Below are 23530 nucleotides of genomic sequence, written 5' to 3'. Positions count from 1 at the left end.
ATTACCTCGCTGCACTTAATAAGGTATCGAACACAGTTCTTGCTGCCGAAATGACTTGAGCCGAAGCCGAGTAAGACTGTTGAAAACGTAACAAGTTGGCCGCCTCTTCATCTAGGTTTACGCCCGATAGAGACTCAAACCATGCGCTTGACTGATTAGCCAGCGCTTCAAATGCCGCGCCGTTGGTTTTTGCTTGATTGGTAATAACCCCTACACCTGTGACAATATCGGCATATGCTTCATTAAAGGTTTTATGGCTTTCGGTACTACCTGTAGACTCTACATTTTGTCTAACTAAATCCGATGATTTCAGACCATCGAGCGCCGCGCCATTACGATTGTCATCAAAACCACCTGTGTTAAAGCTAATCTCAAAACTATCACCGGTATTCGGTGTACCCTCGATATCGAAAGTGAAGCCAAGATTATCAAAAGGTACAGGCGCGGCTCCCACTCCAGAAAGAATATCTTTACCATCGGCAGGAGCCGTGAAGGTATGCGTTGTACCTGAATTACTGGTTAACGTATATTCGTTAGCATTTGCTGTTTTAGTCAAAGTATAAGGACCATCATTCAACGTTGGCGGCGTTCCTGCAGTAAACGCACTAGTCGCTGGATCGGTATCAGTGACGACTCCCGCTGAAATGGTTGCCGTACCATTATTGTCTGCTGATTTTTCAGTACGAATTGGCGACGCTAATGCGAGTGCTTCTGGTCTTTGAGTTGCAAGCTCCAACCCAGTTGCAGCCTGTTGATTTAATTTCACAAGAAATCTATCACCTGTTGCACCACTACCCGTTACGTTCATTTGTAAGCCAAAATAATCGCCCGTTCCCGTGATGACTCCACCTGCAATATTACCAGTCGTCGGAGTACCGATAGGATTGCCTTTGGCATCTACAGCTGTTATTTCAACGGTTGTTGCACTGGTATAAGTAACTTGGAAATCGGTAGCTGGCAACTCATTGCCGCGCCCAGGCTCAAGTGTTGCCGTAAGCGCTGCGGTGCCTGTATTTTCGCTGTAAGCAAAGCCACCCACGGTAGGTATTTTAAATATATCTCCACCTATGTTGCCATCTAAGTCCATTCCCAATCTATTTTGCTGATTAAAAGCATCTGCCAATGCGAGGCCAATTTGACCTAGTTGGTTTTGTGCCGGGATTAAGACTTCATCTCTAAACGCCAGTAACCCGCCGATTTTGCCTTTCAAGCTGCCGCTATCTAACTCGAGCTGCACAACATTTTTATCTTTAATGTCTAAGATTAGTTCTTTATGGTTAGGATCTGGGTTGCCTTTCATCGCGAATAAATTGAAGGCTCCACCTTGCATCACAAGCGCATCCCCAGTGCCTAAAAACACGAGCTTCTCGCCATTTTCACCGTCGAGTGTTTCTATATCTACGAGCTCAGCAAGCTCTTTAATTGCTTGATCTCGCTCATTAAGCACGCTGTGATCGACATTGTTAAGATTGAGCGCTGACTTACTCGCTACTTGCTTGTTTAATTCACTGATTTTTTGAACAAGGTTATTGGCTTCTTCCGAGAAAATATCCAATTGCTCGTTCACGATACTGTTTTGATCAACAACAATACCTGACAATCTATCCATTTGATCGACTAGGCCTTGAGCGCCTGTCATAAATAAAGAGCGGTTAGTTGTCGATGAAGGCAAGTTAATCGCGCTTTGTAAATTATTAAACATCGAGTTGATGCTCTTGCTCAGACTGTTTGAGTCTTGTGCAAACAACGTGTCAACGCGGCTTGCCTCAGTGACAAACTGCTCATAGTAAGACTGATTAGAAATATCACGATTTAACTGCTGCTGCGCAAATTGGTTGAGTAAACGCACGGTTTCACCGCGGCCAACCATCCCACCTATCATAGTTCCGTGTTCAGTCCGTTCACGGATATACCCTTTGGTATTTAGGTTAGCAATGTTTTTACTGGTGGTTTGTAGTAACTCAGAGTTAGCCCTAACCCCTGCCGCACCAATATTTAATAGATCAAATGACATCTCATCTGACTCCCTTTGTTAGCGCACCGGATAAGAAATCGGATACATCAATACGCTTTAGAACTGACTTAATTTTGTTGGCATAATTCGGATCGGTCGCGTAGCCTGCATTTTGAAGCTCACTTAAATAAGCATGACTATCACCAGCCTTATTTAAGGCTTGCTCGTATCTCGGATTACCTTTTAGGAAACTGACATAATCATCAAAGCTTTGTTCAAGCGACTTATAAGCACGGAAATCGGCTTGCTTTTGCACCGGTAACCCTTGCTCAAATTCAAGTGTCGATTTTCTGGCGCTTTCACCACTCCAGCGGCTATCCGCTTTGATATTGAATAGATTAAAACTGCTACTACCATCTTTTTTGCTGATGATGTGTTTACCCCAACCGGTTTCCAGTGCAGCTTGTGCAACCATTACCGCAGGGTTCAAGCCTAACTTTTTCGCAGCAGTTTGAGCGTGTTCCCAAATTCTGTCGACGAATTCCTCAGGAGAACCAAAGCCTGTTTGTTCATCGCTTGAGGTATCTACCTTAACATTGACAGCCTGCGGTTCAGGTTTACGCACACTCTCACTCGCTGTCGCCTGTCTTTTAAAGGAAATATCGCCGTCAACTCTCATTACTGAGGCAGGCTTATACTTTTCAGAATTAGGAGACAATTGCTGCACAATCAGATCTGCAAGTCCTAAACTGCCCTGCTCAGATAAGTGCATCGAAAGTTGCTGATCATGCATTTCTTCAAAAAATTTGACACCGCTAGAGTTAAATGGACTGTCTTTATCCTCTAGCGCCTCATTCGCTTTACGCATGCTTTGTAACAACATTTGCGTAAAGATAGACTCAAACTGTTGTGCCGCCTTCTTCAATGCCTGATCTGAGGCACCTTGATCGCCAGCACCTTTCAGCGCCTCTTTACGGATCGAATCAAGGTTTCCTAGGTCAAAAAAGCTTTGATTTTTCAATTGGTCGGTGTTCATACACTCAGCACTGTTTGACGTTAATAACTATACAAATAGAAATGCAAAATCTGAGCCAAAAAAAAGCCTCACAATTGTGAGGCTAACTAGTTGATTAATAATAGAACATCAAATGACGACTAATTGACCATTTATTGCGCCCGCTTCCTTTAGCGCTTCAAGGATCGCCATTAAATCACCAGGCGCTGCGCCAACTTGGTTAATTGCCCTAACCAAGTCATCAAGACTCACGCCTGGGTCAAACACAAACGCTCGAGAGTCATCCTGATTTACGTCGATAATGCTTTGCTGCGTCACTGTTGTTTCGCCATTCGCCAGCGCATTAGGTTGTGACACATTTTGCTGCTCAGCAATTGTTACGGTAAGGCCGCCATGAGTAATTGCCGCAGGCTGCAACTTGACATTTTTGCCGATAACGATAGTGCCAGTGCGCGAGTTAACGATGATCTTCGCAGCGGTATCCGCTGGTTTGAATTCAAGATTCTCTAGCGTAGATAAATACGCAACGCGCTGAGACGGATCTCTTGGTGCAATTACTCGAACTGAGGCTGCATCCATAGGTTTTGCACTATTTGGTCCAACAAGGCCATTGATAGTATCGGCCAAGCGTTTTGCAGTAGTAAAGTCTGGTCTATTCAAGTTAAAGGTAATGTAATCACCCTGAGTAAACGGACTTGGTACCGCTCGCTCCACTGTCGCGCCGTTTGCCACCCGACCAACAGTCGGCGTATTGATCACAACTCGACTCCCATCGGCACCATCAGCACCCAAACCACCAACAATCAAACTTCCTTGCGCAATTGCATATACGTTACCATCGACCCCTTTTAGAAAGGTCTGAAGTAAAGTACCGCCTCGTAAACTACCAGCACTACCAATAGATGAAACGGTAACGTCAATGGTTTGGCCGGGCTTAACAAAAGGTGGCAGATCTGCGTGAACCGCAACAGCCGCAACATTTTTAATTTTTGGCTTTAAGCTTGCGGGCATCGTGATCCCAAAGCTATTCAACATCGCTTTAAAGCTTTGCTCGGTAAATCTGGTTTGCTCACCGGTACCAGGCAAGCCTACAACGAGGCCGTAGCCAACCAGTTGATTTGAACGAACACCTTCAACCATACTGACGTCTTTAACTCGCTCAGCAGAAGCCAAAGAAGAAAAACCAACCAACGTAATGGCCGCACCGATAAGCAAAATATTCTTAAGCATATTGTTCATTTTCAGCACCTTAAAACGGCATCAGCGCGCTCATAAAGAAACTCGTTAACCAACCTGCACTTTGCACTTCTTGTTGGTCACCTTTACCTGAATATTGAATTCTGGCATTTGCCACTCGATTAGACTCAACAGTGTTATCTGCGGTCACATCCTGAGGTCTTACCAATCCTTCTAAGCGAATAAATTCCTCTCCAGTATTGAGGGTTAACCACTTTTCACCGCGGATCACTAAATTACCGTTAGGCAATACTCGGGTTACATTGACCGATATATTCCCGAATAAGCTATTTGACTGATTAGACTTCGAATCACCAGAGAAAGAAGAACTGGATTTAGCACCAAACTGTATCGCTTCCTTTCCGATATTGATGGCATTGCCACCAAGACCAATCACAGGGTCTAAGCTCGAATCACTGGATTTATCCAGCTCAGAATTTGCAGCTTTGGTCGCCTGAGTCGTTTCTCTGAGTACGATGGTAATAATATCGCCGACTCTTAACGCTTTTTTGTCAGCATAAAGATCATTGGAAAACTGCGTATTAAATAATGACCCTGTTGCCACCATTTGGGCTTGATTATCCTCGGGATAGATAGGCGCATAATACGGATCGTCACGCACCACATTTTTATTTTGTGTTGTACTACATCCAGATAATGCAGCGACCGTTACGATGGCTAAATATAATGCACGCATAATACCCCCTACCCAATTACAGCTGTTGATTAATGTAGCTCAGCATCTGATCTACCGTTGAAATCACTTTTGAGTTCATCTCATACACGCGTTGTGTCTCAATTAGATTTACAAGCTCTTCGGTCACATTAACGTTTGACGTTTCAAGTGCGCCTTGCACAATCTTACCTAGCCCTTCAACGCTTGGATTACCTTGTACTGGTGCACCACTTACCGCAGTTTCCGTGTACAAGTTTTGTCCAATCGGTTCAAGACCTGATGGGTTAATAAAGTCACTGATCGTCAATTGCCCAATGACAACGTTTTCAGCTTGTCCAGCAACGCGCACTGATACTTCGCCATCTTGAGAGATAGTGATTGACTGTGCATCGTCGGGCACATTCATCTCAGGTAACACAGGAAAACCCGCACCAGAGGTAACTATCCGCCCCTCTTCATCCGTCGTGAATTGACCGTTTCTTGAATACGCAGTTGTGCCATCTGGCATCTGAATCTCAAAAAAGCCCGGACCTTGGATCATCCAATCTAAAGAGTTTTCGGTACTTAACATATTACCTTGAGAAAAATTCTTTTGGTTAGCGACCACTTTGGCACCTGCACCAAGCATTAGGCCTGATGGTAGTTCTGTATCTTGAGAGCTGCGGCCACCTGGTTGATTGATGTTTTGATACAGCAAGTCTTCGAATATCGCCCGACTCTTTTTGTAGCCGACGGTACTGGCGTTCGCCAAGTTGTTCGAAATAACTGAAATATCAGTTTGCTGAGCATCTAAGCCTGTTTTACTTATCCATAATGCTGGATTCATAATCTCTACCTCACTCTTAAACTATGCGTAGGAGCGAAGTGTGTCGCTCATCTATTTCTTCAGCTGTTTTCATCAGCTTAATTTGCATTTCAAATTGTCTTTGATGGTTGATCATATCCACCATCTCATGAACGGGATTGACGTTGGACATCTCTAAGAAGCCACTCATTACTTTTGCAGTTGGAGATATTTCACAAAAGCCACAGATCCCATCTTCTAGCTTATCTTCTTTTGGTCTATAAAGGCCGTCATTGCCTTTTTGTAGCTTGCTATTGTCTGCTTCAATAATTTTCAGCCGATCAACCACTTCAAGAAAGTTAGCGGGAGCGCCTTGTGGACGCACTTGAATAGAGCCATCGTCACTAAACACCACTTTATCAACGGGGATAGGTAAGACAATAGGCCCACCTTCGCCAATAAGTTGACGCCCATGAGCTGTGACTAACGCACCGTCATTACGAATATTGAGCGTGCCGACTTTGGTGTAAGCTTCTTCGCCAGACGCATCAACGACGCTGATCCATGACTTATCATCTACTGCAATATCAAGCTCACGACCAGTTTCAACGATTGCACCACCAGTCATATTAGTACCTGGACGTTCTTGCATAGCAAAAACCCGAGAGGGTAACCCTTCTCCGAATGCCTGCATTGAACGCGCTTGAGCAAAATCTGCTTTGAAGCCAGTCGTGTTGGCATTAGCAAGGTTATTCGCTTTGAGTGCCACACCGCGTAAGCTCTGCTTAGCGCCTGACATAGCGATATACACCATTTTATCCATGACGATGACCTATAAAATTCAAACTTAATCTAGTTAATGCAAACACAGTGCCAAAGTGATGAGATGTTTTTGACGGGCATAAAAAAGGCTGCCTTTGTAGCAGCCTTTGGAGGGCATAATATATTATCGGATCTGTAATATATTTTGTTGCAATGTTGAGTTCACCTCAAGCGCTCGAGAGTTCGCTTGGAAATTACGCTGGGCACTGATAAGGTCAACTAACTCGTTTGTAAGGTTGACGTTCGATTGCTCTAACGCCGATGAACTAATACCACCAAGCGTACCTGTGTTTGGCTCGCCTGCTAGTGGCTCGCCGGAAGATAGACTTTTCTTCCACTCAGTATTACCAATCGCTTGGAGGCCTTGAGAATTCGGGAAGCGTACGAGCGCGACTTGCCCTAGGAAAGTCGAGTCACCGTTAGTGTATGAAGCTACTACCTTGCCATCAGTACCAATATCAATACCAGCTAGTCGACCTACGGTTGCACCGTCTTGTTCCAGCGCTTTCACTTCAAATCGACCTGATGAATATTGTGTCGGTAACTTCTGAGCCGTGTTTGCTTCATCACGCCAGTTAACAACAATATCATTCGGGAAGGTTGCGCCGTTTTCTAACAAGTTTGACATACCAATAGTTGGATCGACCGCATCTTGAGGACCTGCAAGGCTAAGCGGGTTAAACGTTGTACCCGTATTGTTACTAAATGTCAGTGGTGAAGCTGATGGATCATCCGCTGTTTGTGAAGGAATACCACTTGCGTCAAAACGAAATACGCTTACTGGAGTGTATGGCACAGGTGGTGTTGCTGCTGGATCAATTTGCTGCGCATTATGGTTAAAAGGTTTATCGTCCATTGTTGCGTAAGTAGACCACTCATTATCCGCTGTTTTTCTGAAGAATAACTGCAATGTATGTGATTCACCCAACGAATCATATACCGTAATTGCTGTTCTTGAATTATATGAGGCACGTTGCTCAGGATCAAAAGCAATCGTAGGTGGTTGCGCAGTCGCATCTAGGTTAAACGAGGTATAGATTTGCGATGTTGCACGAGGAGAACCTGATGCATCTGGAATTTGAACGGGTGATGTTGTGCTTAAACTCAAAGACGTGGTATCACCTGTAGATGGATCGACTGGAAAGCCTTGCAAGTAATCACCCTTAGCATTCACGATAAAGTTGTCTTTGTTGAGCTTAAATGCACCCGCTCGAGAATAGGTGAAATCTTGTGACTGGAGCGAGTTTGACATGGCAAAATAGCCTTCGCCCTCAATCGCCAAGTCTAGCGAGTTTTGCGTAAACTTTAATGACCCTTGGTGAAACTGCTGTGCAACCATGGTAGTTTGTACACCATCGCCATTTTTCGTTTTGCCAGAGCTAAAAACCGAAGACGCGTAAACATCAGCAAATTCTGCGCGAGACTCTTTAAAACCCGTCGTGTTCACGTTAGCAATGTTATTTGCTGTTACGTCCAAGTCTTTTTGCGCGGCGGCAATACCTGTCAGTGCTATATTGAAACTCATACTCTCACCTCTAAGTTCTTAAGGTTAATTCTTTAAAACTACTATGCTATTTCAGCAATATCAGTTAAGCGCACCGCGCCTTCTTTGGTATTAATGACGATGCCGTTAGCACCATTAACATTAACACTGTCTATATTTCTAAATGTGGCCGACGGTAAAGTTTGATATTCACCTTCAATCATACCCTCCGCTTTTATGGTGTATTCACCTGGAGGCATCATCTCACCGTCTTTATTTTTACCATCCCAATCGAATCGCACAGCGCCCACACTTTGTTCGCCAAATTCAAGCGTCTTTACAAGCGCTCCAGATTCATCATAGATACCCACTGATAGATTCTGAACTGGTTCCTGTACAATCACAGAACCTTTTGTAAGTGCATCGTCACCATGTTCTAACGTCGTTGATTCGAGTAATGCTTTCTTACCAATCAGCGTTGATGCTTGAAGCGCCGAGTTAGAAGTCATTGATGCAGCCAACGAGTCAAAATTCTCATTTAGCTTTGAGATCCCCTCGGCCATAGTAAAACTTGTCATCTGCGCGATCATTTGATCGTTGTCCGCAGGCTTACTTGGATCTTGGAAAGAGAGCTGTTGAGTAAGCAGCGAGAAGAAATCTTCTTGCGATAGCTCATCTCTGGGCTTTTTCTCCTCGGCCTGCTTTTGCCTATCCCAGTAGAGTGAATCTACACCCGTTGAAGAAGTGGCATTTACATTATTACTCATCAGCTGTTACTCCCAATTTAGCGCTGGCCTAGTTGCAATGTTTTGCTAAGCATTTGCTTTGCAGCATCTGCAACTTGAACATTGGTTTGGTAAGAGCGAGAAGCAGAAATCATATTTGCCATCTCCTCTACCACGTTCACATTCGGTTTATAAATGTAGCCATTTGCGTCAGCACTTGGGTGGTTTGGGTTGTATTCAACTTGAAGCGGCTTGTCGCTCTCAACCACACCTAAGACTTTTACTCCAACTGAAGATCCCGCAACATTGTTCTGGGAAGCTGCAGCTTTGGAAAGTTCAGCGGCAAATACAGGGTGTCTAGCGCGATACACAGTATCCTGACTAGAGCTCACTGAGTTTGCGTTCGAGATATTACTTGCGGTGGTATTAAGTCGCACATTCTGTGCGCTCATTCCTGAACCCGCAATATCGAAAACGTTATATAAACTCATAATTATGCCCCTTGTCCGCCGAGTGCCTTCTTAAGGCTACTGAACTTACCACCAAGAAATTGCAAACTGGCTTGGTACTCTAATGCATTCTGTACATACAAGTTTCGTTCCACTTGTATATCAACTGAGTTACCATCACCTGTATCTGCTTGATTTGGCGAACGATATAGCTCAGATGAATTACTCATTTTGGTACCACCAGTGAGGTGTTTTGCATCTGTTCTAACCATATCATTGCCGCTTCTTTGCATTGTCTTTGCCGCTTTCAAAGCACTAGCAAAGTCGATATCTTTAGCTTTGTATCCTGGAGTGTCTGCGTTTGCGATATTGCTTGCTAGAATTTCAGCGCGTTGTGAGCGAAGCAGCATAGTATGCTGATGTATACCCAACGCTTTATCGAAACTAATTGCCATTATCTGACTCCAAAAAATTGACTCAAGTATGACAAAGCAATCTTTAGGCCAGTTTTGAAATTCAATTTATTCATTAAATTTCAATATGTTAAATTATATTTTTTGGAATAGTTAAACTTGAGCCAATATTGAGGAGTGAAATAAATAAGAGGAAGCGTCTGAAGAGTCGGCGGTTGAACTTAGAAAATCCAAGGTTGATGAAAGTAGTCATTGGAACTGCGACTGCGTACAAATATTCAATACCTAACTATAGCGAACGTCCCTGCCGCTATATGTGAGTATTAAGTCTTTTTCTGATATATAATCCCAGGATTACAACGGATCATATTAAAGTCGTCACTTAAACCCGCCATTGATTCTGACGCACCTAAAAACAAATAACCATTAGGATTTAACGACTGAGCAAATTGCGAAATGATTTTGGCTTTCACTTCAGGTGAAAAATAGATCAGGACGTTACGGCAGAAAATAACATCAAACTTACCCATCAATGCATAAGAATCTAGCAGGTTTAAATGTCTAAAACTGACCATTTTACGGATCGGTTCAACAACCTTAGCCATTCCATTGCCACTATCCATAAAAAACTTCTTTCTGCGCTCAGGCGATAACCCCCGCGCCAACGCTAGCGCGTCATATTCAGCATTCTTACACATATCCAGCATTGTATTAGAAATGTCCGTACCGATAATCTGAACACCCATTTTCAGCGCACCAGGGCTTTTACTCACATATTCACTCGCAGACATCGCGATTGAATATGGCTCTTGTCCTGATGAACTTGCCGCCGACCAAATCTTAACAGGGCGTCTCAAGTCTTTAAACTCTGGTAAGATTTTCGATTTAATTAGCTCGAACGGATAAGTATCCCTAAACCAAAGTGTTTCATTCGTTGTCATCGCATCCACCACAGCGGCACGCAATTGCCGCTCATGGGGACTGAGTGTTTTAGCTACTAAGGACGAAAGTGTTTCCACACCAAAGCGAGCCATCAGAGGAGCAAGCCGGCTTTTGACCAAGTACAATTTATTGTCACCCAGTACAATACCGCACTGTTGCTCCAAAAAGGTTCTAAATTGGTCGTACTCTTTTTGCTCTAAATGCTTATTTTCCAAGTGCTACCACCAGCTTTAATCACAATGAACCCATTTTTTAACCGCTGAAGCTAATTCATCTGGGTTAAACTTAGCAATAAAATCATCAGCGCCCACTTTCTCAATCATAGCCTGATTAAATACGCCACTCAGTGAAGTATGGAGTATCACATGCAATGGCGCTAATTTTGGATCAGCTTTTATTTCAGCCGTTAACGTATAACCATCCATTTCCGGCATTTCAACGTCAGAAATTAATAGCCCTACTCGCTCGGTGACATTATTTTGACAGTCCATTTCCGCAATTTCGCGAAGCCTGATAAGTGCTTCTTTGCCGTTCTTCGCAAGCTCAGTCTGAACACCTAGTGGCTCCAATGCACGTTTGACCTGATTACGAGCAACCGCAGAGTCATCAGCAATAAATACAATACGTTCGCCTAAATCTTTTTGCATTTCACCATCAGAGACAATATCAGCACTGACTTCTGTGTTGATTGGGCAAATTTCATTAAGGATCTTTTCTACGTCCAATATTTCAACTAGCTCGTTTTCAATTTCTGTAACCGCTGTCAAATAGGAATAACGACCTGCCCCTGATGGCGGTGGCATTATTTTTTCCCAGTTCATATTCACAATGCGTTCTACTGCACTGACTAGAAAACCTTGGACTGAACGGTTGTATTCTGCAATCACAATAAAACAGTTACGAATATCTTGAATAGGAGGTCCACCTACCGCAAGTGACATATCAATTACGGATATAGTTTGGCCTCGAATATGAGCAACCCCTCGGATAAGCGGGTTTGACTTGGGCATGCTTGTCAATGCTGGACATTGAAGCACTTCTCGGACTTTGAAAACATTAATGCCGAAGCGCTGTCGACCTTGAAGTCGAAAAAGTAATAGCTCGAGACGGTTTTGTCCAACCAGCTGTGTACGTTGGTTAACCGAGTCTAAAATACCTGCCATTTCAATCTCCTACTGTATAAACCGCTAATCGGAACGATCTTTGCTTCGACTCTGATATGGTTTACCACCCTTGATTAGGTGCAGTTATTAAAGCAGAATCTTTATACCTTGTTTCACCCCATAAGCATAGTCGAAACATCATGAGTTTGTTAAAAAAAACCCATTACATTCAGTTTTTTTGTTTGTTCGCTTATTTTATAGGCGTTGACTATGGTTATTGTCAGCAATATGACAACAAAACTTTAGAACAAAGCGCAATAGAATTTGTTGAACCAAATGTAGAGCAGGATCCCGATAGTCAGCTGTCACTGACTGCTATACCACTTGATTCAAGAATTCCAGCAAGGGATTGTCAGTCACCGTTGCAATATAGTACAGCGATGGCTCCGCCTTTTGATACTCAAGTGACAGTACAAATTAGATGCAACGATACCCTCAGCTGGACTCAATACGTCCACGTACGTATCGATCACCTCTTCCCCATATTAGTTAGCGCAACCATGTTAGAAAAAGGCCGTGTTATTCAAGATGAAGATGTAAAAATAGAGTATCAGCCAAAACGTTTTCGCAGAGTTTCTTATGTTGAAGATAAGTCGATACTAATAGGTAGTCGCAGCAAACGTAATATAAGAGAAGGCCAAGCCTTTACTCAAGCCCATATCTGCATGGTCTGCAAAGGCGATACTGTGACGATTATTGCTAAATCAGGTGGACTCGTGATCAAAACTCAAGGAGAAGCGCAGCAAGATGGCAACCGTGGTGAACTGATTAATATTAAAAACTCTCGCTCTGGCAAAACCTTACGTGCTAGAGTAATAGAAGTGGAAACAGTAGAGGTGAATTTATAAAAAATTTGCTAAAGTAATACTATTAAACGCCGATAACAAGGCTGAGAGTATAATTTTATTGGGTCTACAATCATGGTTAATCAAGTTAACGGTCAGAATCAGTCTACATCCGTTGCTAATAATGTTAAGCAACAGAAAGCTGAATTGCAAAGAAATGATGCCAACAGCGCATCAGTTAAATCACCAGCTACACCAAAAGCAGCTGCGGATTCAGTCAGTCTGACTCCACAAGCGCAACAGCTGAAAACAGTCAACGAAAAAGCGCAGCAATCATCAGGCTTTGACGACAAGAAAGTCGAAGAATTGAAAAAAGCGATTGCAGAAGGCAAGTACCAAGTTGACGCGGAAAAACTCGCCAAAAACATAGCTGCATTTGAGTTCGAAATATATGGATGATTTGGTTCGGCTTTGCCACCACAAACTTTCTGAACAAATCTCAACGCTAGAAGCGATGACCCAGCTTCTGGCGCGTGAGCTTGACGAGCTTGCATCTCGGCGTGGCGACAACTTAAAAGAAATCGCTCGTGAAAAGCTAACTCTCATTTCAAAACTGCAAAAGCTCGACAATGAATTGTCAAAAACAGAGTCTCACGTCTTTGAACACAATGAAGTAGCCCCGCTCGTTACTAAAGTGCGAGCACTACTCAGTGAATGCCAAACCAAAAATGAAATCAATGCTAAAACTGCTCATCAGGCGAATGTAAGCACACGTGAATTAAAAGGGATCTTAATTGGCGCACCAACTTCGATTACATATGGTCAGGATGGTAGTGTTAAAAGTAGCGACAGTGAGTTAGTACGTAACCTAAAGGCGTAGCCACGCCAATCATATTTCAGTATTGAAGAACAACCGAAATGCAGCATATTAAGTAAGCGACATGTGATGAGTGCTTACTTAAAACTATAAGATATCTTCTTAATTTTCTGCGGCTTGACTTGAGTAATATACAAATCATAAACGCGTTTCATATCAAGCTCTAATTCCGTCGTGTAAGTATCACCAACAGCGTAACTTTTCAGCACCTTAGCCCCTCGAACGAGTCCATTTACTTGGCTCTTAAGGCCGTCGTTTTGCGCAACCGCCCCTTTTACCGTAATAGTAGATGTCAAATTCTGGCCATACAGTTGCTCGGCCAATTCACGATACGCTTCTAATTTTGAGACTTTAATAGCCATTAGCTGCTTCTCACCCGCAGTTTTACCCGGCTGAGCACTCAAAGGCGCGTACCCCACAGCACGTAAAACAGGAAAAGTTTCCGGTTGTACTGTTTCATATTCAATGTGCTTATCAACGAGGCTTGAACAGCCACTGAGTCCCGCTAGCGAGCAAACCATAACAACTGCACTGATAGAATTAGTGATACGCATTTCACCTCACTCCGCTACAATAAATACCAATCAAAATTTAACACTTCCCCAGCATCTTAGTCTCGCAAGGATTGTTGTGGTTTCATCGAGTATTGGCAATAAATAAAAATTAACTTTAATGATCTATGATTATGCACGAACCTTGCCAAAATTTGGCACAGGTATTGCTGAGTTAAAGAGTAGTTTTTTATCTGGGCATTTAAACATGAAAAAGCAATTCACGATCAGTCTATCACTGTTGTGTATCACCTTAACTAATCCTGCTTATGCCGAATGGTTTGAAGTTACCGGCATGGCTGACGTTAAAAATGGCGATCATCAAAAAGCCAAAAGAAAGGCCGTAAACGACGCCATCACACAAGCATTGCTGTTTTCTGGTGCTTCTGTGAGTAGTGTACAAACCGTCACCGATGGTGTGCTCACCCAAGATCAACTTAAGATCCGCTCAAATGCCGAAATCCAGAGCGCCAACGTGATTGCTGAAGCAAAAGTCGGTGACTCATGGCAAGTAACATTGCATATCGATATTACCCCACAAAGTGCTCAGTGCCCAACTAGTGCATACAATAAACAGGTTGCAGTCACACAAAGCCAGTTAAAAAATAAACATCAAGCAACTTTAGGTCAAATTTTTGACGTAAATAAAGCGGTGAGCGAGCGCCTATACCAGACTATGACTGAACAAAAGTCGAGCTTAGAACCCGTTCCCTATTTTGCACAGACTATAGATGTTAGCCGCTTTTTCAGTCAGCGTTTTGATTATAATGAACAGCTAATCGAGACCATTACAGCAAATACCAACAGCCAATTTGTACTACTGAGTCAAATAACTGATGTTGCTAGTGTCGATAAACTTAATAGTGACCTCGCATTTTGGCAAAGCGATAAATACTTAAGAAGCTTCAAGGTAGACTTTGCGCTGTTTGATGCACTTTCTCATGAAAGGGTGTGGCAAAAACAATATGCCACTCAAGGCGTGTGGCCGTTTAAGAAAACCAAATTAATTGATGTGTACAGTGAGCGCTTTTGGCAGACAGATTATGCTGATGAGATCCAAACCACGCTGACACAAATCGCAACTGATTTAAACGCAGCGGTCGCCTGCTTACCTACCAATGGCAAAATCCTACATATCGATGATGAACAAGTCGTTATTAATTTGGGCCGCATGCATGGCTTAGAGAATGGCCAGATCCTTAACGTAGCACATAGTAATCCGCTGACTAATGTCGATGGTAAAATATTTATGCATCAAATTAAAACCATTAATAAGCTGCAAGTGATCCAAGTGAACGCTCAAAATGCCATTGCGGTAAATATCAGTAATCGCCCACTTCACAATGTGCAAATTAATGATTTGGTTGAAATTCAAATAGAAACTGAAAATGAGTTTGAATTGTAAGGCAGAGTCTTTCTGCAGCAAAAGGCAAGAATTTCGATGACTTTATCCCCTCTGCATCATGCTTCCACCTCCCATTTACTTTGGTCATTCCACACAGAAATGAATACCAATGGCGTCCCCAGTAGGAATCGAACCTACATCTAAGCCTTAGGAGGGCCTTGTTTTATCCATTAAACTATGGGGACAATCTCTAAAGTCAGATAACAGTCGCTTTTTTGACCTTCACTAGCGGGATCTGCGGTACTTAATACCAATGAAGTCGAGAGTTGTCGATTCTCTGTTGTACTGCATCTCAGTGACTTCGCTTTAGTATACTGATCTTAATGAACTTTTAAAGATTAATAGTCAATTTATTCGCGCTAATAAATGAGGTGGTTCAGTAGGTGAATACGCAGCAGTTAAGACCCACTACTGCGCTATCAGTTACTTCGCTTGAGGTGTGAATAAGAAGTAGGATAGTTCTTCGTTTAATAAAACCTAAACGGTATTTTCTTCTAAAAAACGCTATTTGAAGTACTACCTTGAAGCGGTTGCCTGATCATCAAGGATAAAATACGGGATAGTCACCACCGTGCTTGCGATCACTAAGTTAGTATTAAACTCTAACAACCTTGCGTTCACCTCCACGCCTCGTGGACGGTAAACCATAGTGCCTGTGAGCAAATGACTGGGAGATTGAGTGTTTTTCAAGCGACTTGCATTACGCGAAAAAGTCAAATCACCACTAGATGTCACTTCAATTTTCCCCAATGCTTTAAAGTCTAATGCTTGATAACCCAGCTTTTGCATTTGATGCATTAAAGACTCAGCCAATTGGTTTCCTAGCTGGTTTGTATCCCTTAATGATTCATTAAAGTTAACAAAACTAGCTACCGCTATCGACTCGGGCTTTTGCCCTAACACCGTATCTGACAGCTCCAACGCAATTTGATTGGCGTAGTTAGCAATTTCTTTGCGATGACGATAGCTAACGAAGCCAATATCTTGCGATATCGCCGCTTGTGAATCTTCATTACGCTCTTGCTCTTCCATCATGGCATATAATATTTCCATATCGGATTGCTGCGTTTCTGTAGATTCAGGAGTCGCCTGATTTGTCACTTCGCAACCACCGAGTAATGCGAGTGTCGTCGCGAATAGCACTACATTTTTCATCATCGCCTCCGAATTAGTTCGCACGCTCTATACGAATGCCATCGTATGCCGCACCATCTTGTAGGGCGTTAACTACGTTTTGCGGTAAAAACCCTTGAGCAGAACCCACGACACTTTTACTTCTAAGCCCAACCACTCTGGCATTAACCATAACTCCGCCCTGATGATTCACCAAAGTACCACCTAGCACGTACAAAAAAGGGTGGTCGTCAGATAGCTCTAAAAAGTCACGACTAAAAATAAAATCGCCTTCAGGTGTCACCCGGATATAGTCTGTTGTTTTAAAGTCCACAACAGGGATCCCAAATGCATGAAGCTCATGGATAAAGCTTTCAGCCAACTGGTTACCCAGCAAGGAACCTTTATCAAATTCTTTATCTAAAAATACAAAGCTTGTCACTGCTACCGGTGTTTTCTCATTCACGTGTTTCAAGTTTGCAACCATGTCTTGCATTATAGACTGGACATAGTGAGTGACATTTTTACCAGCCATTTGCTGAGAAACAGAGAATTGTTTCATACCGTTTGGGTTACTTTGATACATCGAAGATTTCTCAAAGCCATTACGCACGGGCTCAGCCTGAGCATTATCCACCGCAAAAAAGTTACTCTGAGCACAGCCAACCATCAATGAAAGCGGCAAAACCAAACTTAATACTTTTTTCATTACTTTCATCTCCACTAATATTGGCTTCGTATAATCTGACCGTCACGATTTGTGACACGCTCCGTACCCCACATCACAGCTTTAGGAATGCTGATTGATGCGGCTGAAACGGCTCGATTATGTAACGTATCAACCAGCCGCGCATTGACCAAATAGGTATCTCGACTTTCTACGATTGTCCCGACCACCACGAGGTCAATTTTCTGGCGCTGATTCAGCACATTCAATTCTCGACTTAACATACTATCGGCAGAACTTTGTAAAGATAAAGCGTTTCTGAGTCGATATTCCACGACATCTGCCCCCATTTGACTTAAATGGGTCATGAGGGATTCTTGCAAGGCCACGCTCAAGCCTGAACCTTGCCCAGCAACGGTATCATCCAGCTGATTAGCCTTAAAAAAGCTCGTCACAGCAAGCGTTGAATTCGGCTTGAACGGCCGTACATACTGCCCAAGTTCCGCGGCTAACTGAGCGCCAAACCCATCTACGTCAGGTAAGATTTCTTGCTGCTGGGTCGCTTCTCTTTTGCCGACCTGTTGGCTGTTTGTACACCCCGCCAACAACATAATCACTATGAGTGCTAGATATTTCATTTCACCAAGCCCACGATAAACTTATTGGATAAAATGCAAAATACGCACCAAGTTTTAAAGTCGATGACTGGTGTAATGGCTAACCAAACAGCTTAAACCTGCACGCTTAAGCTGCTGACAACCTTTGTATGCAGAGGCCTTATCTGTAAATGCACCTAATTTGAGTCGATAATATTTGGTATTTTGAATATCTATTTGCTCGATATTCACTTCGCTTGTTGCAAAGTCTTGCGGTAACTTATCCTTGAGTTGCTCGTAGGTTTGCCTAAGCTTGGTATATTCCGTTGTAGAGGCCAATTGAATTGCGAATTCAGCTATCTCGACAGGCTGTTCTTGTTTCTCGGTGGGCTTTGTTTTTTGCTCTATCACTTGCTCGGGTTGCTCTGCTAAAAGCTCAGCATCCTTTTGCTTTGCAAGCGAATTTGATAGCTGCATCGCAATAACATCTAAATCTTCCTGCACTTCTTCAAACTTAGCAACCTGCTGTTTTAGCGCTCTGAGTTGCTCAACTTCTTGTTGTAAGGTGCTTACCTGCTGTTCCAATAAAGATAGCTGCTTCTTCATTTGTAATGAGTCAAGTTGACTCTTGCTCGCAGTTGCTTGGCAACCACTTAGCGCAACGAAACTGAACATAATGAGATGCCACTTAATTGATTGCATTGTTTTCTCTTTCATAAATAGTTAAGGCTTCCACCGCGCAAGAAACTTTGAAGGGAAGTAGATTTTGGCAAATATTTGCCGCATTTTGCGTGGCGTCATCTCTTAATATAAGTAAATAAGTGACGTCGCCTTCTTGTTGCGCATACCCAAAACCACCGCTTAATAACGCGGGATAACGCTTAGCCAAAATCGCCGCATACACTTTTAATATCGTTAATGTCTTGAAGCGTCCAACTACAGCAAACTCTTGCGTGGTTGCACGCTGTCGTTGTAATTCGTGATTTACATCAAGCAGCAAGTCTCCCTCTGCACTTAACTCCACTTCTATCTGTTGAGTACTGGCTACCGCGAGCCTTTTCGCATCACTTATCGCTGTACGGTAAGTCCCTGGCTTCAAACTAGTAAATACATAGTAGCCGTCATATGCCGTTTGAGTGCGCGCGACTTCGTTACCCGTTTCATCAAGTAAACTCACGGTGGTGAACCCTGCAGGTCGGCGCTCAGTACCCTCATTGATTTCAACAATACCTTCAACTTCCGACGAGTTTACAAATGGTATTTCAACATATTCAATATGACCGGGTCTTGGAGTGAATGAAAAGCCATCGTTAGCGGGAATTAAAAAGGGTTCGGGGATCGTTTCTTTGTCAACAATAATATCTGTTCGTTTGTAATTAACCATTGCGGGTAATAGAGCCACACCGTCGTCGTCAGTTTTACCTTGAGCAAAGTTTTGCAATGCTTTTATAGTTACCCCCTTCAGCGGTAACTCCCCATCGTCAAGATAGCCGTTATTATTTTGGTCGATAAAAGCACGAACCATCAAAGAGCCAAACTGCGACAAGCGTTTGCCAGTTAAAAAAACCTGATCTACGGTTTCGCCCGCTCCAATACTCACTTGTCCAGAGAGGCCTACTTGCCAGTTATCATCGTTATCGTATTGCAAGTCTGTTAACAACCTAAACTTATCATGATTCCAGCTCAATCCAAGTTCGGTTTTATAGTAATCGGCAGCAAAGTCTTTGTATAGAGTAATGCCAAGATCAAGCTCAGGACTTAGCTCTTTGCTCAACTCTAGCTCTGCGGCTGTAATTTCATTAGAAGGTTTTATGTCATACCAAGTAGTAAAGCGACTATATATCCCAAAAACCCTACGCTGCCAGCGCAAGTAGCCACTCACATCGCTGGCTTGATTTGTCTGCTCTTGCCACACAAATTGGTTACTGAAAGTGCCCCAATAATTACCCGTACTAAACAGTAGCGACGCTTGCTCGGTGGTATCTATATTAGCTCTATTAAGCTGAAAGTATTCAGCACGATAGTAAATCTTAGCGGCATCAAAAAGAGGCCAATCTCCCGCCGCCGTTAATTTTATCTCGGTCGCATTTTCATCCCGTTCTAAATCTTCCTTTTGCTCAAATTTAGCACCTACCTGCTGGCCAAATAGACGGGTTCGAGTATTTGCAGAGAGACGTTGGTTCGTTTCGCTCTTACTATAGTCAACATCCAGTAATAGTCGTTTATTAATATTGGTGTTAAACCCTGCAGAAAAGTACTGTTCCGAGGCGCTATGTTTCACACCTTGACGATGCTGCAAACCTGCATACGCCACAAAGTTTTTAGTAAGACCGTAGTCAAATCGACCATTTACTTGCCAGCTTGATGCTCCTGATTCCGCAGTCTTGTCGCCCAGTATACTTTTGCCCGTCTCAGTAATTGATACGGCAAAAAAGCCTTCACCTTCGTTTACGGTGCTCTGTTCAACATAATAGGTCTGCACTTCTTTTGATACTTGACCTTGGCCTCCATACATCACCAGTTCAAAGGTATTTTCACCAAATAGTAAATCAATATTTTCAAACTCATAGCGCCCAGATTGGAGATTATTTTCTTGCCCTATTAGCAATCCATTTCGATAAAGCTCTACGTCCCACCCTACCTGAACAGGACCTGAGATGACGATGCGCTGACGGTTCGTACGCCTATCTAATGGCGCGTTACTGAAGCTCACTCCTCGCCCTTCTTCATTTAGCGCATCGACTCCAACTTGAACACTCTGGACATCACCGAGCGATACCTTGGTAAAACTCCCAAACGGTAAAACATCGGCCTTTTTAGAAGCACGGTTGAGGGATAATCGTGAACGATTAATCACATCACCCTCTCTACCAGCAATAAAATACTGAGCTTGCCAATAGGCGATGTCTTGCGAACCAATAAGGGAATAAGACGTCTGACTAATGTCTTCAGTCAGCTGCGTATTTATCTGAGCATCCAGCACTGGTTTACCGATGCTTTGATAAGGACTTGGTCGCCACGGTAATGTTGCGCTAGCATTGCGGTCAAAACTGACAACCTCTCTTCCTAATCGCTGTCGCTGTGCTTCTATTGGCAGAATTTGCCTACTTTTAACCGTAAGAGATAAATCCTGTATATCGGTAAACAGGCTCACATCGAATAACGTCGCAACGATATAATCGGCGAGAAATACCTCACCATTGATAACCTGGATCTCCCTATTACTCAATTGCGTTCGCTGCCCTTTGCTCTCAACTAAATGCGCTTTGGCATTAAGATTAAAAGTGTTTTCAGGTGTGAAGAACCAGCCATCAAAAGTTCCTGACACATCTTCTGATACCACAAAGCCCAAAGCTGAAAACAAACTCAAGAGTTCCACATTGACGCCTTGTTCCGACGTCACCGCGATCACTTCACCTAAATATAAATTTCCTTTATAGGCGGATAAAAACAGTTCCGTACCAACATCAACCCGAGAGACCACCCGTTCATTTTGCTGTATCGCAAGTTTTGCTTTCACTCGTTCAACCCGTTCTAATAGCTGTTGCAAAGTATCAACCTGCGATGCCATAGCAGGTTGATAGCATAGAATGCCTATTAGTAACGTGCGCCAAATAGCGGGGGCTCTCATTACGTTCGCTTACCCTAAACTACAAAGATACCGAATCATCTACAAAGGTGCGGTCAGTGTACTCCTCATCACCCACATACTTGATTAAGACCTTGCCTGATGGCCCGAGCTTGATTGCAGGGTCTATCGAGAATTCTACACTCCTTTGATTAAGCTCTGGATATACGGCAAACTTATTTAATACTCCGATCCGCAAAGGTTTAACGTCATTTTTCCCCTGCCAATAAGCGGATAATTCGCCAAAGCTACTATATTTCCCAGTTCGATTAAGTAGTACCGTAATTGCCTGACGACCATTTTTTGCGTTGCTTACAATGACATCCTCAAGCTGTACTTGCGGGTTCGCATCGCCAACTCGTAGCATCACCGGAATGCTATAGCTCATCAGCACGTCAATATTGATACCTTCTTGCAGCTTGCCTTTATTATTCGGCAGCTCCCTAAAAAGCAAATGTGAGCGATACTCTCCTTGTTCCATATTCGCCTTTCTGCGCACAGCCAGCTTTATTACCTGACGCTCACCAGGTCCCAGTGTTACTTGCCTAGGTGAAATACGGATGAAATGGCTTGCAGCCATAGGGTTCATTTTTTGCTCGGAAAAGTTGGCATAACCACCTTCTTTAAGTGCTAGCTTCTCTTGAAATTCAAGTCGATAAGATTTGGTCACATCACCATTATTAATGATTGTAACCCTCTCAATTCTCTGACGCTCTTCGAAAGCAACCCGTGTTGGGGTGATCATTAGATTGGCGCTTACTTTACAGCAACAAAACAAAAGCAGCGTTAATATTAATTTATTCATAATGTAGGGCCTGTTTATCTTTCAAGTTTGTTTTTGCAGCAGTTTAATTGCCATTTATACAAGGCAGAGCCTGCGTAGCATAGTTATTCTATGTGAGTCAGGCGATAAAGACTTTGTGCTCTTGCAAAGTCACCTTACCCCACATCCTTGTGTGGCATCACAGAAGAAATGCCAATCAAGCGCTGCCCTTTGGGTTCCCCTGAGTGCGCTTTGTTCATTGTTGCTCAACTTTTGCTTAGATTACTAGGCGGCAAGTCGAGCGCCGCGACCAAAACCCACTCAGGGGAACAAAAATCAAACAGCAAAGGTCAACAGGCCCTAGTAAGACAAAGTTATTTCAACGTTCAAGGTTTGCACCCCATCCGATAGCGATTTACCGTTGCCAGCAAAGCGCAATTGCCCCCCGACCTTAAACTCACCAGACCCAACACTATCAGTGAAAATAGCCTTCTCGTGATACAACTCAGTCAATTGGAAGGCATCGGATGCACCAAGATTCCAATAGCCAAACCAGTCGTTGTAAACGGTAGATTGGACGCTAATTTGGCGATTATGAGGAAAATCGGTCAAGAGGATTTCTGCCGCATGACCAAACTCTACGAATAGAATATTGCTTGAGGTTTGTGGTCTAACATTAGGTTCTATCGTCACTGTGCCTGCGCTATTTTGGTCAATAATCGCAATAGTGCCAAAGCTCAATTTCTTAACGACCGATATATCTTGAGCTTTGGCCAAGTGACTGGCAAAAAGCAATGCCAGTACCATGTAACGCCACATGTTTTAGTAAGCGATTTCGATATCAACTTTACTGGTGTATACACCACCGCCATACGTATCTGTTCCAGAAAGTGCTTTCGTACTTAATGTCGCACCAACTGAAAGCGTTGCGGCACCATTTGCATCAACCCTAAACTTGTTGTTTGTCACTTCACTATTAGGCTGTGCACCGCTTACCACATAAAACTCAAAATCCTTTAAATCAAAAGAGGCATTACCTACGCTATCAACCGTAGTTGCGGCCGGAACCGTAATCGTTAGCTCAGTATTTGGCGCGGCATCGGTGATATTGATAGAGCCAGCTCCACCTGTACTAATGAGGTTTATTACTGCGTCACCAGTATTCTTAATTTCAGGATCGGTCAGTGTTGGATCCGCCTCAATCTTTATAGTGGCGACATCCGCTGCATCGCCCTGCACTCGAATGATACCGAAATCAAGCGGATCACCGGCTTCAGCTGAAAATAAGTTTTTAACTTCTACTTTAACTTCAAGACGAGCAGTATCCTTAGCAATTGCTGAAGAAGTAAGTAAAGCAGCGGAAATAGAGCTTGCAATAAGCGCAGATTTAATCAGTGTTTTCATCTTTAAATTCCTTTAGAGGTCATTTTTATCATCACCGCAATACCGTTTTTTGGTGACTTATTGTTTATCGTTCCCAAAT

General features: G+C 43.2%; 25 protein-coding genes and 1 tRNA gene. 4 read left to right on the top strand and 22 right to left on the bottom strand.

Annotated elements, in window-relative coordinates; all coding sequences use genetic code 11:
* Position 1 precedes the first annotated feature (1 nt).
* From flgK to NO992_RS01695, 12 genes are all read right to left on the bottom strand, one after another.
* Positions 2 to 2014: a flagellar hook-associated protein FlgK gene (flgK, locus tag NO992_RS01750; protein ID WP_253105262.1), complete on the bottom strand. Its 2013-nt coding sequence runs from the start codon at positions 2012 to 2014 to the stop codon at positions 2 to 4.
* A gap of 1 nt (position 2015) precedes the next feature.
* Positions 2016 to 2990, bottom strand: a complete 975-nt coding sequence (gene flgJ, locus NO992_RS01745) for a flagellar assembly peptidoglycan hydrolase FlgJ (protein ID WP_371373882.1) — start codon at positions 2988 to 2990, stop codon at positions 2016 to 2018.
* Positions 2991 to 3098: 108 nt separating this feature from the next.
* A complete protein-coding gene (locus NO992_RS01740) occupies positions 3099 to 4199 on the bottom strand; it encodes a flagellar basal body P-ring protein FlgI (protein WP_010606307.1) in 1101 nt (366 codons plus the stop codon).
* 19 nt (positions 4200 to 4218) lie between these two features.
* Complete coding sequence (gene flgH, locus NO992_RS01735; RefSeq protein WP_010606306.1) at positions 4219 to 4902, bottom strand: flagellar basal body L-ring protein FlgH; 684 nt, start codon at positions 4900 to 4902, stop codon at positions 4219 to 4221.
* 16 nt (positions 4903 to 4918) lie between these two features.
* On the bottom strand, positions 4919 to 5707 hold the full coding sequence (gene flgG, locus NO992_RS01730; protein WP_010606305.1) for a flagellar basal-body rod protein FlgG: 789 nt from the start codon (positions 5705 to 5707) through the stop codon (positions 4919 to 4921).
* A gap of 16 nt (positions 5708 to 5723) precedes the next feature.
* On the bottom strand, positions 5724 to 6488 hold the full coding sequence (locus tag NO992_RS01725) for a flagellar basal body rod protein FlgF (RefSeq protein ID WP_010369280.1): 765 nt from the start codon (positions 6486 to 6488) through the stop codon (positions 5724 to 5726).
* 123 nt (positions 6489 to 6611) lie between these two features.
* Complete coding sequence (gene flgE / locus NO992_RS01720; RefSeq protein WP_371373877.1) at positions 6612 to 8012, bottom strand: flagellar hook protein FlgE; 1401 nt, start codon at positions 8010 to 8012, stop codon at positions 6612 to 6614.
* 41 nt (positions 8013 to 8053) lie between these two features.
* Positions 8054 to 8737 carry a flagellar hook assembly protein FlgD gene (locus NO992_RS01715; RefSeq protein ID WP_010369284.1) on the bottom strand — a complete coding sequence of 228 codons (684 nt, stop codon included), beginning with the start codon at positions 8735 to 8737 and terminating at the stop codon, positions 8054 to 8056.
* A 17-nt stretch (positions 8738 to 8754) separates the two neighbouring features.
* Positions 8755 to 9186 carry a flagellar basal body rod protein FlgC gene (gene flgC / locus NO992_RS01710; RefSeq protein ID WP_010369286.1) on the bottom strand — a complete coding sequence of 144 codons (432 nt, stop codon included), beginning with the start codon at positions 9184 to 9186 and terminating at the stop codon, positions 8755 to 8757.
* Positions 9187 to 9188: 2 nt separating this feature from the next.
* Positions 9189 to 9599: a flagellar basal body rod protein FlgB gene (flgB, locus tag NO992_RS01705; RefSeq protein ID WP_017218088.1), complete on the bottom strand. Its 411-nt coding sequence runs from the start codon at positions 9597 to 9599 to the stop codon at positions 9189 to 9191.
* Between the two features lie 281 nt (positions 9600 to 9880).
* Entirely contained in the window at positions 9881 to 10714 is an 834-nt protein-coding gene (locus NO992_RS01700; RefSeq protein WP_045961733.1) for a protein-glutamate O-methyltransferase CheR, read from the bottom strand.
* Positions 10715 to 10729: 15 nt separating this feature from the next.
* Complete coding sequence (locus NO992_RS01695; RefSeq protein WP_010606301.1) at positions 10730 to 11662, bottom strand: chemotaxis protein CheV; 933 nt, start codon at positions 11660 to 11662, stop codon at positions 10730 to 10732.
* Positions 11663 to 11802: 140 nt separating this feature from the next.
* Here NO992_RS01695 and flgA point away from each other — a divergent pair, with 140 nt between their 5' ends.
* The 3 genes from flgA (at position 11803) to flgN (ending at position 13327) form a co-directional block, all read left to right on the top strand.
* Complete coding sequence (flgA, locus tag NO992_RS01690) at positions 11803 to 12510, top strand: flagellar basal body P-ring formation chaperone FlgA (RefSeq protein ID WP_010369295.1); 708 nt, start codon at positions 11803 to 11805, stop codon at positions 12508 to 12510.
* A gap of 72 nt (positions 12511 to 12582) precedes the next feature.
* On the top strand, positions 12583 to 12906 hold the full coding sequence (gene flgM, locus NO992_RS01685) for a flagellar biosynthesis anti-sigma factor FlgM (protein ID WP_010369298.1): 324 nt from the start codon (positions 12583 to 12585) through the stop codon (positions 12904 to 12906).
* Complete coding sequence (gene flgN / locus NO992_RS01680; RefSeq protein ID WP_010369300.1) at positions 12899 to 13327, top strand: flagellar protein FlgN; 429 nt, start codon at positions 12899 to 12901, stop codon at positions 13325 to 13327. Before flgM ends, flgN begins: the two co-directional genes overlap by 8 nt.
* A gap of 74 nt (positions 13328 to 13401) precedes the next feature.
* Here flgN and NO992_RS01675 read toward each other — a convergent pair whose 3' ends face one another.
* Complete coding sequence (locus NO992_RS01675; protein WP_010369302.1) at positions 13402 to 13878, bottom strand: LPP20 family lipoprotein; 477 nt, start codon at positions 13876 to 13878, stop codon at positions 13402 to 13404.
* Positions 13879 to 14083: 205 nt separating this feature from the next.
* On the opposite strand from NO992_RS01675, the gene NO992_RS01670 reads away from it, so the two are divergent.
* The gene (locus NO992_RS01670) at positions 14084 to 15280 is read left to right on the top strand and encodes a flagellar assembly protein T N-terminal domain-containing protein (protein ID WP_371373867.1); all 1197 of its coding nucleotides are present in this window, start codon (positions 14084 to 14086) and stop codon (positions 15278 to 15280) included.
* Positions 15281 to 15390: 110 nt separating this feature from the next.
* Here NO992_RS01670 and NO992_RS01665 read toward each other — a convergent pair.
* From NO992_RS01665 to NO992_RS01625, 9 genes are all read right to left on the bottom strand, one after another.
* Positions 15391 to 15465 (bottom strand) — tRNA-Arg (locus NO992_RS01665).
* 331 nt (positions 15466 to 15796) lie between these two features.
* Complete coding sequence (locus NO992_RS01660; protein ID WP_232288070.1) at positions 15797 to 16438, bottom strand: FlgO family outer membrane protein; 642 nt, start codon at positions 16436 to 16438, stop codon at positions 15797 to 15799.
* Positions 16439 to 16448: 10 nt separating this feature from the next.
* A complete protein-coding gene (locus tag NO992_RS01655; RefSeq protein WP_017218092.1) occupies positions 16449 to 17102 on the bottom strand; it encodes a FlgO family outer membrane protein in 654 nt (217 codons plus the stop codon).
* A gap of 14 nt (positions 17103 to 17116) precedes the next feature.
* Positions 17117 to 17698: a FlgO family outer membrane protein gene (locus NO992_RS01650; RefSeq protein WP_371373863.1), complete on the bottom strand. Its 582-nt coding sequence runs from the start codon at positions 17696 to 17698 to the stop codon at positions 17117 to 17119.
* Positions 17699 to 17752: 54 nt separating this feature from the next.
* Positions 17753 to 18358 (bottom strand): SPOR domain-containing protein, encoded by a 606-nt coding sequence (locus tag NO992_RS01645; RefSeq protein ID WP_371373860.1) that lies wholly within the window; start codon positions 18356 to 18358, stop codon positions 17753 to 17755.
* Positions 18345 to 21287 carry a hypothetical protein gene (locus tag NO992_RS01640; RefSeq protein WP_371373857.1) on the bottom strand — a complete coding sequence of 981 codons (2943 nt, stop codon included), beginning with the start codon at positions 21285 to 21287 and terminating at the stop codon, positions 18345 to 18347. Before NO992_RS01640 ends, NO992_RS01645 begins: the two co-directional genes overlap by 14 nt.
* Positions 21288 to 21306: 19 nt before the next feature.
* Positions 21307 to 22089 carry a molecular chaperone gene (locus tag NO992_RS01635; RefSeq protein WP_371373854.1) on the bottom strand — a complete coding sequence of 261 codons (783 nt, stop codon included), beginning with the start codon at positions 22087 to 22089 and terminating at the stop codon, positions 21307 to 21309.
* A gap of 318 nt (positions 22090 to 22407) precedes the next feature.
* Positions 22408 to 22854 (bottom strand): DUF4402 domain-containing protein, encoded by a 447-nt coding sequence (locus NO992_RS01630; RefSeq protein ID WP_371373851.1) that lies wholly within the window; start codon positions 22852 to 22854, stop codon positions 22408 to 22410.
* Positions 22855 to 22869: 15 nt separating this feature from the next.
* The gene (locus NO992_RS01625) at positions 22870 to 23451 is read right to left on the bottom strand and encodes a DUF4402 domain-containing protein (RefSeq protein ID WP_371373848.1); all 582 of its coding nucleotides are present in this window, start codon (positions 23449 to 23451) and stop codon (positions 22870 to 22872) included.
* Positions 23452 to 23530 lie beyond the last annotated feature (79 nt).

It is taken from the genome of Pseudoalteromonas sp. DY56-GL79 (assembly GCF_041414765.1).
GTDB lineage: Bacteria > Pseudomonadota > Gammaproteobacteria > Enterobacterales > Alteromonadaceae > Pseudoalteromonas > Pseudoalteromonas piscicida.
This window is presented reverse-complemented; position numbering and strand designations above follow the sequence as displayed.